We start from the raw sequence: 9,113 nt of genomic DNA on the forward strand, positions 1-9,113 counted from the left end.
GGTCAAGCCCGCTCCCACAGAAACCGTCGAACCTGTGGGAGCGGGCTTGACCCGCGATTGCAGACGGCACGGTCTCAGATCTGCACCAACCGCCCCGCATGCTCGGCCGGCAACCGATCCCCACGCCCGAACAGCTTGTGGCGCAAGGTGCCCGCCTCATACTCGGTGCGATAGCGCCCGCGCCGCTGCAGTTCCGGCACCACCGTGTCGACCACCGCCTGCAGGTCATCCGGCACCACCGCGTAGGTGAGGTTGAAGCCGTCGATGCCGGTGGCATCCAGCCATTGCTCCAGCTGGTCGGCAATCTCCACCGGCGACCCCAGCAGCACCGGGCCACGCCCGCCCAGGCTGACGAACTCCGCCGCCTCGCGCACGGTCCAGCGCCGGTTCGGGTCCGACCTGGTAAAGGCGGCCAGCGCCGTGCGCCCGGCATCGTTCTCGATGTACTCGATCAGCGCATCCGGCTCCAGGTTGGAAAAATCGATCCCGGTCCAGCCCGACAGCAAGGCCAGCGCCGCCTCGATATCCACGTACTGGCGGTACTCGTCCAGCCTGGCCTGGGCCGCTTCGCGCGTGTCACCCACGATCAGCAGCGCCTGCGCGTATATCAGCACCTCGCCTTCCTGGCGCCCGGCCTCGCGCGTGGCCTGGCGAATGCCGTCCACATAGCTGCGCAGTACCGTCTGGGTCGGGCCGCTGATGAACACGCATTCGGCATGGGTAGCGGCAAAGCGCTGCCCGCGTGCCGAGGCGCCGGCCTGGAACAGCACCGGGGTGCGTTGTGGCGATGGTTCGCTCAGGTGCACGCCAGGCACCTGGAAGTGCGCACCGGCATGCCCGATCGGGTGCACCCGCGCAGGCTCCACGAACACCCCGCGGGCCCGGTCGCGGACCACCGCATCGTCGTCCCAGCTCTTCTCCCACAGCTTGTAGAGCACCTGCAGGTACTCCTCGGCCAGCTCGTAACGCTCGTCGTGGGCCAGCTGCCGGGCCAGCCCCAGGTTGCGCGCGGCGCTGTCCAGGTAGCCGGTGACGATGTTCCAGCCCACCCGCCCGTCGCTCAGGTGATCGAGGGTCGACATGCGCCGGGCGAACGGGTACGGGTGCTCATAGGTGAGGCTGAAGGTGATGCCGAAGCCCAGGTGCTCGGTGACCCCGGCCATGGCCGGCACGATCAGCAACGGATCGTTCACCGGTACCTGCACGCCGCCGCGCAGGGCTGCGTCGTGGCTGCCCTGGTACACGTCGTACACGCCCAGCACATCCGCGATGAACAGCGCGTCGAAACGTCCGCGCTCCAGCAGCCTGGCCAGCCCGGTCCAGTAGCTCAGGCGATTGAAATCGCTGCTGGTGTTGCGTGGGTGGCGCCACAGCCCCGGCGACTGGTGCGTGGCGGCGTTCATGCTGAAGGCGTTGAAACGGATGGGCTTGGACATGCTCGAATCGCTCGCGGTCAAGGCAGTACGGAGACGGGGTACACGGCGTCGGCGACCTTGAGCGGCTTGGGAATCAGGCCCAGGCCCTGGAAGGTGTCCGCCAGCTTCTGCTGTTCGGCCGTGATCTCGGGGGTGATGGCCACCGCGTTGTAGTTGCGACGCTCGCTGGCCACTTCCAGCACGTCGGCGCCGATACCCAGTTGCGGAGCCAGCAGGGCCGCCACTTCCTTGGGTTTTGCGTTGGCCCAGTTGCTGACCTTGCCCAGCTCGGTGAAGAAGGTCTTGAGCACACCACGGTTCTCGTCGGCAAAGGCTGGCGAAGACAGGTAGAAGGTGCGGTTGTTGGTCAGCCCGGTGCCGTCGCGCAGGGTCTTGAGGCCGGGTTGTTTTTCCGCTGCGGCGAGGAAGGGGTCCCACAGGGTCACGGCCTTGACGCTGCCCGATTGCAGGGCGGCCACGGCATCGGCGGCGTTGTTGACGTAGGCCGGGTCGATGTCCTTGTAGCTCAGGCCGGTGTCCTGCAGGGCCACGGCCAGCAGATACTGGGCATTCCAGCCGCGACCGGTGGCCACGCGCTGGCCCTTGAGGGCGGCGATATCGGCGACCTTGTCCTGCTCGCGCACCACAATGCCGATGCCGCGCGGGTAGGGCTGTTCGGCGGCCAGGTACACCACCGACTTGCCCGACGCCTGGGCGAACACCGACGGCGCATCGGCGGCGTGCCCCAGGTCGATGGCGCCGGTGCTCAGGGCCTCGAGCAACTGCGGGCCGGCGGCGAACTCGTACCAGCTGACCTTGATGCCTTGCGGCGCCAGGGCTTTTTCCAGGGCGCCGGAGCCCTTGAGAATGTTGACGCTGTTGAACTTCTGGTAGCCGATACGCAGGTTCTTGGTTGGCTCGGCGTAGGCGGCCGGGCCAGGCAGTACCAGGCTGGCGAGCGCGGCAAAGGCACCGCCAAGCAGCACGCGGCGCAGGGTCGAAGGAGGTTTGTTGGACATGGTGAGGGCTCCGCAGGCGGGTTTGTCAGGTGTTTTCTGGTAGGGCCTGAAAGTAAAGGCTGACGCCCGCGGAGTGCAATTTTTTTATTACTTTTAGTTAGAACAAATAGTTATTTTTATATCCTTTTTGAATTTATCGGCCGTGCCAGTCGCCCACAAAAAAGCCCCCGACGGGTCGGGGGCTTTGTGTGTGCATCAATGCATGAACAAGGCGATCAGAATGATGATCGGGATAGGCACACCGAGGAAGAACAGCAGTATCGAGCGCATGGTGAATCTCCTGTCAGAGGGTACGGGCAGTGGTGGGGTCGACGCGCACCGGGTCGGCCGTCAGGAACACGGCGGCATCACGGCGACGGCCACCCCAGATGGCGAACAGGCTGGCGAAGAACGCGCCGCACAGCAGGGCCACGAACATCCACAGCGCAGAGGCGGCAGCGGCCTTGCGTGCGGCGTCGGCCAGTTGCTTGGCCTCTTCTATGGCCTGGCGGGCTTCGGCGAACACGGTGTCGATGCGCTGTTCGGCTTCTGCCTGGCTGATCTGGGTGCGCTGGGCAATCACGTTGGCCAGGTAGGTACGGTCTTCGGCGTTCAGCTGGCCGTCGGCCAGGCCACGCACGAAGATGCGCGCGGCAATGCCGTGGGCCGCGTCATCGGTGACCGCCACCGGGCGTTCGTCACGGAACAGCATGTCGATGAAGTAGGCCGAATCGTCATTGCTCGCCTTGCTGCTGTTGGCAGCCGCGCCGGCACCAGCCGCAGCCACGCCAGAGGCCGCCATCGCGCCGGCCTGGACGCCGCCGCTCACCACCGAGCTCACCGAACCCACCACCAGCACCGCAGTTACCAGCGTGGCAAAGGCCCAGGCCAGGAAACCGTGGGCGGTATTGCGGAAATACACTTCATCGCCATGCAGGTTGGCCCATTTGACCCGCAGCCGCCCGGCGATGTAGCCGCCCAGGCCCGAGGCAATGATCTGCGTCAGCGCCAGCCACACGATGCTCGAAATACCCAGTTGCTTGGCCGTGGCGCCATCACCCGGCCACGGCGAGACAGCCGAGAACCCCAGGCCGAAGCCCAGCACGATAAGGATCAGCGACAGTGCGGCGGCACCGGTGGCACCGGCGAAGATGGCCGCCCAGGACACCCCTGAGTGGCTGGAGGTGTCCCCCGCGGGGACGGCGTAGGTATCGGCACTTGTAATCATTGTTGGTGCTCCAGTCATGAAATGGGTCTTCCCCCTCCTGTAGAGCAGTTGCTGTGCCAAATGCTACGAAATATTTATCCTTTCAAAATCAATCAGTTGTAAAACCGAACCGTCCTAAGGCCATGCAGCCTGCATGAGGGCCCGTTTTGCCTCATGCAAATTGCAACCTTGCGCCCGACGGGGATTCCCCACACCCCGCCTGGTGGCTTACCCTAGCCGCCGGTTGGCGCCAGTGGGCGTCACGCATTCCTGCCGTTGGAGCTCTAGCATGTATCAAGACACCGCCACCGTGACCGTCAGCGCCGAATACGCAGGCAAGGAGACCGAGGCCGTGGACAATGCCAATGTGTTGATCGGGTTGAAGGTCGATGGCGAAACCCGCTTCACGGTCGAGTTCAACGGCAAGCTGGACGCCCCGCAGGACCCCACCCACATCTGCGTCACCCTGAGCAACGGCCTGTCCTATCACGGCGAGATCACCGATGGCAGGGCCGATGAAGTGGGTGGCTACATCGCCTTCGACTGCGATGGCATCGACCCGGCACTGCTTGGCTGATTCGGCCGTTCAGGCCCGGTCAGCGGCAGGAGCGCAGCCTTGCGCTCCTGCCAGAACCCTCCCGCCGGCTCATCCAGCAAAATAATTGCACTCAAGCTGCATTTTTTTGCGTTGGAGCCCATCCCCGCTTTTGTTCAGACTGCGCGCATCCGAACCCCCGGATTTCCATCTCCAGGGACGGAGCCCTTTGCGTATTGCCCCCTCGCGATACAAAGCCCCCTCGTCTTGGGCGGGCTTCTTTTATTTCAACAGGTACCAGGTCGTCGCATGTCCACCCGCCGTCTGAACAACTGGCTCGATCACTTCATCCCCGCCGCGTTGCATATCCCGCCCAAAGAGTGGCTGCGGGCCGGCCTTGGCGCCGTGCTCGGCCTGCTGGTGGCCGGCGGGCTGTGCAGCGTGCTGTTCGGCAACGCCGTCACCCTGCACCTGATGGCCCCGCTGGCTGCGTCGGCGGTGCTGCTGTTCGGGGTGCCCTCGGGCGCACTGTCGCAGCCCTGGCCGCTGCTGGGCAGCTACAGCTGCGCGATGCTGGTGGGCCTGGTGCTGCACCACTGGCTGGGCGCGAGCCTGGTGGTGGTGTGCATGGCGCTGGTGCTGGTGGTGCTGCTGATGTGCCTGCTGCGCTGCCTGCACCCGCCGGGCGCGGCACTGGCGGTCAGCCTGGCGATGGCCGACCCGTCGCTGGCGAGCCTGGGCGCCCAGGTGGTCGAGCCGGTGCTGCTCAATGCCCTGTGCCTGCTGCTGGTGGCAGTGGTGTACAACCGCCTGACCGGCGTGCGCTACCCCAAGATCGTCGCCCCGCGGCCCGACCTGCACCGTACCCAGGATGCGCCCGTGAGCGAGCGGGTAGGGGTGAGTGCCGGCGACCTGGACCGCGCATTGAATGAACTGGGCGAGTTCGTCGACGTGACCCGTGATGACCTGGAGCGCATCATCCTGGCCACCGAGCGCCATGCCTTGCAGCGCAGCCTGGGCGGCATGACGGCTGCCCGGGTGATGTCGCGCGACGTGCAGTCCGCCAGCCCGGACACCACGCTTGAGCAAGCCTTCAAGATGCTGGGCGAGCATCGCCTGAAGATCCTCCCCGTGCTCGACGAGGCGCGCCAGCTGGTGGGTATCGTCAGCGTCGGCGACCTGCTCGATTCGGCAATGGCCGCACGCCGTTTCAGCTGGCGCGCGCTGTTCGGCCGGCGTCGCCCGGTGCGCCTGGAACAGGTCATGACCAAACCGGTACGCAGCGTGAACAGCGACGAACCGGCGGTGGCCCTGATCCCGCTGCTGTGCGACCAGGGCCTGCATTGCCTGCCAGTGCTCGAAGCCGGGCAACTGGTCGGGGTGGTCACCCAGACCGACCTGATCGGCGCGCTGCACCAGCAACTGCTGCAGCGCGAGCAGGCCGGTCTAGATCAGCGGGTCCCAGCGCTGGGACCAGTCACTGTCCCCCGCGACCACGCCGCGTAACAGGCCAAACGCCTGTTGCAGCGCTGCCGAGTCGCGCTCGCGGGCGTACACCAGGTAGGTCGGGTAGGTGAACTCCGGCGCCTGCGGCACCCGTTCGAGCACGCCGCAGTCCAGGTAGCTCTGCACCACGCGGGCGCGAAAGTAGCCGCTGCCGCCGTGTTCAAGGATGTACTGCAAGGCCATCGGGCCGAGGTTGAAGCTCAAGGCAGGGCGCGCGTGCTCGGGCAGCGCCGCGTCATGCTGGCGGCGGAACGCCTCGCCCCAGTCGATGTAGATATACGGCTCGGGCTGGCCGGCACGGCGCACGCACACCAGCTTCTCTTCCAGCAGTTGCTCCACCTGCACCCCCGGGCCGTACCCCGGCTGGTACACCAGCGCTGCATCCAGCTGGCCCATGTCCAGTTTGCGCAGCAGCGTGTCGCTGTCGCCCACCTCGCTGCGGATGGCATGGCTGGGCACCTCCTGATGCAGTACGCGAACCCAGTCCAGCAGCAGCGGGTTGCACAGGCTGACTTCTCCGCCGATGTGCAGCACCTGGTAGCCGCCGGCGGGCAACGGCAGGTCGCGCCGCGCCGCCTCCCAGGTGTGCACCAGCTGGTTGGCGTAGGCCACGAAGCCCTTGCCGTCGGCGGTCAGGCTGGCGCCGTTGCGGCTGCGCACGAACAATTGGCAGCCGAGCAACTGCTCGAGCTTCTGCACCCGCGCGCTGATCGCGGTCTGGGTCACGTGCAGGTGCTCTGCGGCGGCCACCAGGCTGCCGCTGCGCACGATTTCGATGAAGGTACGCGCCAGGTCGATATCCATGGGGGCCTCGTGTTCTACCAGTGCACAGTCTAGAGCTTTCAGTGCCCTTGTAGGAGCCGGCCTTGCCGGCGAAGGCCACGCAACGGATTTTGCGTCAGGCACAAAACCCCTTAGCCTAGGGCGACTACACCGCCGGAGCGCGCCTTGAACCCCACCTTCGCCTCGTTGAGCCTTGCGCACCTGCGTACCCTCGACACACTGTTGCAGCTCAAGAACCTCAGCCATGCCGCCGAGCGCCTGGGCAGCAGCCAGTCAGTGCTCAGCCGCCAGCTGGCGCACATGCGCGAAGCCTTCGACGACCCGCTGCTGGTTCGCCAGGGCCGCGGCTATGTACTCAGCGAACGGGCCCAGGCGCTGGTGCTGCCCCTGCGCCAGGTACTGGGCGAGCTCGACGCCCTGCGCCAACCCGAGGCCTTCAGCCCGCAGCGCTGCGAGCGGCGATTCTGCCTGGCCGCCTCCGACTACATCGCCGAACACATGCTGCCGTTGCTGGTCAGCCGCCTGGCCGAGCAGGCGCCGGGGGTGTCGATCGACTACCGCAGCTGGTCGCCGGACCAGTTCGAACGCCTGGCCAGCGGTGAAATCGACCTGGCCACCACGCTGTTCGACAGCGCCCCGGCCAACCTGCACGGGCGCATGCTCGGCGAGGATCGCGCGGTGTGCCTGATGCACCGCGAACACCCGCTGGCCCGGCACGCCGAGCTGAGCCAGGACGACTACCTGGCCTGGGGGCACGTGCGCATCTGTGGCGGCGGCGACAAGGACAGCTTCATCGACCGCCACCTGCGCGGCCAGGGCCTTGCCCGGCGCATCACCCTGCAGGTGCCGTTCTTCTCGGCGGCGGTGCAGGTGGTGTGCGCCAGCCAGACACTGGTCACTGTGCCCGAACACATCGCCCGCCAGCTCAGCCGCCTGCACCCGGTGGTGTGGTGCCCGCTGGCGTTCGTCGAACACACCCAGCGCTACTGGGTGGTGTGGCACCAGCGCCTGCAGGCTTCGGCCGAGCACCGCTGGTTTCGTGCGCAGGTGTTCGAGCTGTGGCAGCAGTCGCAGTTCGGCGTCACCGGCAGCTATGTGGATTCGCCATAGCAGCTATGCGCGGCGCGGCGTGTTTCAGCGGCCAGCCAGCGCCTAGACTCGCTGGCACTGCAATCACCCCCACAGGAGCCAGCGCGTGAGCCCAGAAGAATTTCGCCAGCAAGGTCACCAACTGATCGACCGCATCGCCGATTACCGTGCCAATGTCGCCAGCCTGCCGGTCATGGCCCAGGTCGAGCCGGGCTACCTGAAGAATGCCTTGCCCCAGGCCGCGCCGCAGCAGGGCGAACCCTTCGAGCAGATCCTCGCCGACGTGGACCAGCTGGTGATGCCCGGCCTGTCGCACTGGCAGCACCCGGACTTCTTCGGCTACTTCCCCTCCAACGGCACGCTGTCTTCGGTGCTGGGCGACTTTCTCAGCACCGGCCTGGGCGTGCTCGGCCTGTCGTGGCAGTCGAGCCCGGCGCTGAGCGAGCTGGAGGAGACCACGGTCGACTGGCTGCGCCAGATGATCGGCCTGTCCGGTGCCTGGAGCGGGGTGATCCAGGACACCGCCTCCAGCAGCACGCTGGTGGCGCTGATCTGCGCCCGCGAGCGCGCCAGCGACTACGCGCTGGTCAAGGGTGGCCTGCAAGCGCAGGCCCGGCCGCTGATGATCTACACCAGCGCCCAGGCCCACAGCTCGGTAGACAAGGCCGCGCTGCTGGCCGGCTTCGGCAAGCACAACATCCGCTACATCGAAGTCGACGAAGCCTTCGCCATGCGCCCTGAAGCGCTGGCAGCGGCCATCGAGCAGGACCTTGCCGCAGGGCTGCAACCATGCGCGGTGGTCGCCACCACCGGCACCACGGCCACCACCGCCCTCGACCCGCTCGAACCGATCGGCCGCATCGCCCGCGCCCATGGCCTGTGGCTGCATGTGGACTCGGCCATGGCCGGTTCGGCGATGATCCTGCCCGAATGCCGCTGGATGTGGACCGGCATCGAGCAGGCCGACTCCATCGTGGTCAATGCGCACAAATGGCTGGGGGTGGCGTTCGACTGCTCGCTGTATTTCGTGCGTGACCCGCAGCACCTGATCCGTGTGATGAGCACCAACCCCAGCTACTTGCAGTCGGCGGTCGATGGCGAAGTGAAGAACCTGCGCGACTGGGGCATCCCGCTGGGGCGCAGGTTTCGTGCGTTGAAGCTGTGGTTCATGTTGCGCAGCGAAGGCGTGGAAGGCTTGCAGCAACGCCTGCGCCGCGACCTGGGCAATGCTCGCTGGCTTGAACAGCAGGTAGGTGCGGCGCCGGGCTGGGAGGTGCTGGCGCCGGTGCAGTTGCAGACCCTGTGCATTCGTCACCAGCCTGGCGGGCTGGAAGGCGAGGCACTGGACCGCCACACCCGCGCCTGGGCCGACCGGCTCAATGCGTCGGGCGCGGCGTATGTGACCCCGGCGACGTTGAACGGGCAGTGGATGGTGCGGGTGTCGGTGGGCGCGTTGCCCACCGAGCGCGAGCATGTGGCAAGGCTCTGGGAGGGGTTGCAGCAGGTGGTCAAGGGCTGATCCCTGCGGCCCCCCGGCCCGGGCCGGCGGGGGGGGCGCCCGGGGGGGCGCCCCCCCGGGG

The 9,113-nt window shown here is 66.8% G+C and carries 8 protein-coding genes; 4 read left to right on the forward strand and 4 right to left on the reverse strand.

Annotated features, from left to right (window positions below; all coding sequences use genetic code 11):
* Positions 1-74: 74 nt before the first annotated feature.
* The 3 genes from QMX96_RS25700 to QMX96_RS25710 form a co-directional block, all read right to left on the reverse strand.
* Positions 75-1,436: an LLM class flavin-dependent oxidoreductase gene (locus QMX96_RS25700; protein WP_104572613.1), complete on the reverse strand. Its 1,362-nt coding sequence runs from the start codon at positions 1,434-1,436 to the stop codon at positions 75-77.
* Positions 1,437-1,453: 17 nt separating this feature from the next.
* Positions 1,454-2,434, reverse strand: coding sequence for an aliphatic sulfonate ABC transporter substrate-binding protein (locus QMX96_RS25705; RefSeq protein ID WP_100632474.1), 981 nt, complete (start codon positions 2,432-2,434; stop codon positions 1,454-1,456).
* Positions 2,435-2,717: 283 nt separating this feature from the next.
* Positions 2,718-3,641 carry a hypothetical protein gene (locus QMX96_RS25710; protein WP_282362672.1) on the reverse strand — a complete coding sequence of 308 codons (924 nt, stop codon included), beginning with the start codon at positions 3,639-3,641 and terminating at the stop codon, positions 2,718-2,720.
* A 268-nt stretch (positions 3,642-3,909) separates the two neighbouring features.
* Between QMX96_RS25710 and QMX96_RS25715 the strand changes: the two genes are divergently transcribed.
* Entirely contained in the window at positions 3,910-4,197 is a 288-nt protein-coding gene (locus tag QMX96_RS25715) for a hypothetical protein (RefSeq protein ID WP_043861117.1), read from the forward strand.
* A gap of 267 nt (positions 4,198-4,464) precedes the next feature.
* Complete coding sequence (locus QMX96_RS25720; RefSeq protein ID WP_282362673.1) at positions 4,465-5,661, forward strand: HPP family protein; 1,197 nt, start codon at positions 4,465-4,467, stop codon at positions 5,659-5,661.
* Here the strand turns inward: QMX96_RS25720 and QMX96_RS25725 are convergent.
* On the reverse strand, positions 5,602-6,465 hold the full coding sequence (locus QMX96_RS25725) for a LysR family transcriptional regulator (protein WP_282362674.1): 864 nt from the start codon (positions 6,463-6,465) through the stop codon (positions 5,602-5,604). The two genes, QMX96_RS25720 and QMX96_RS25725, sit on opposite strands and share 60 nt — an antisense overlap.
* Before the next feature lie 144 nt (positions 6,466-6,609).
* Here QMX96_RS25725 and QMX96_RS25730 point away from each other — a divergent pair, with 144 nt between their 5' ends.
* Both QMX96_RS25730 and QMX96_RS25735 read left to right on the forward strand, forming a co-directional pair.
* A complete protein-coding gene (locus tag QMX96_RS25730; protein WP_043861114.1) occupies positions 6,610-7,554 on the forward strand; it encodes a LysR family transcriptional regulator in 945 nt (314 codons plus the stop codon).
* 85 nt (positions 7,555-7,639) lie between these two features.
* Positions 7,640-9,052, forward strand: a complete 1,413-nt coding sequence (locus tag QMX96_RS25735) for a DOPA decarboxylase (protein ID WP_054916505.1) — start codon at positions 7,640-7,642, stop codon at positions 9,050-9,052.
* Positions 9,053-9,113: the final 61 nt, after the last annotated feature.

The sequence above is a fragment of the Pseudomonas sp. PS01300 genome (assembly GCF_029960155.1).
Taxonomy (GTDB): Bacteria; Pseudomonadota; Gammaproteobacteria; order Pseudomonadales; family Pseudomonadaceae; genus Aquipseudomonas; species Aquipseudomonas palmensis.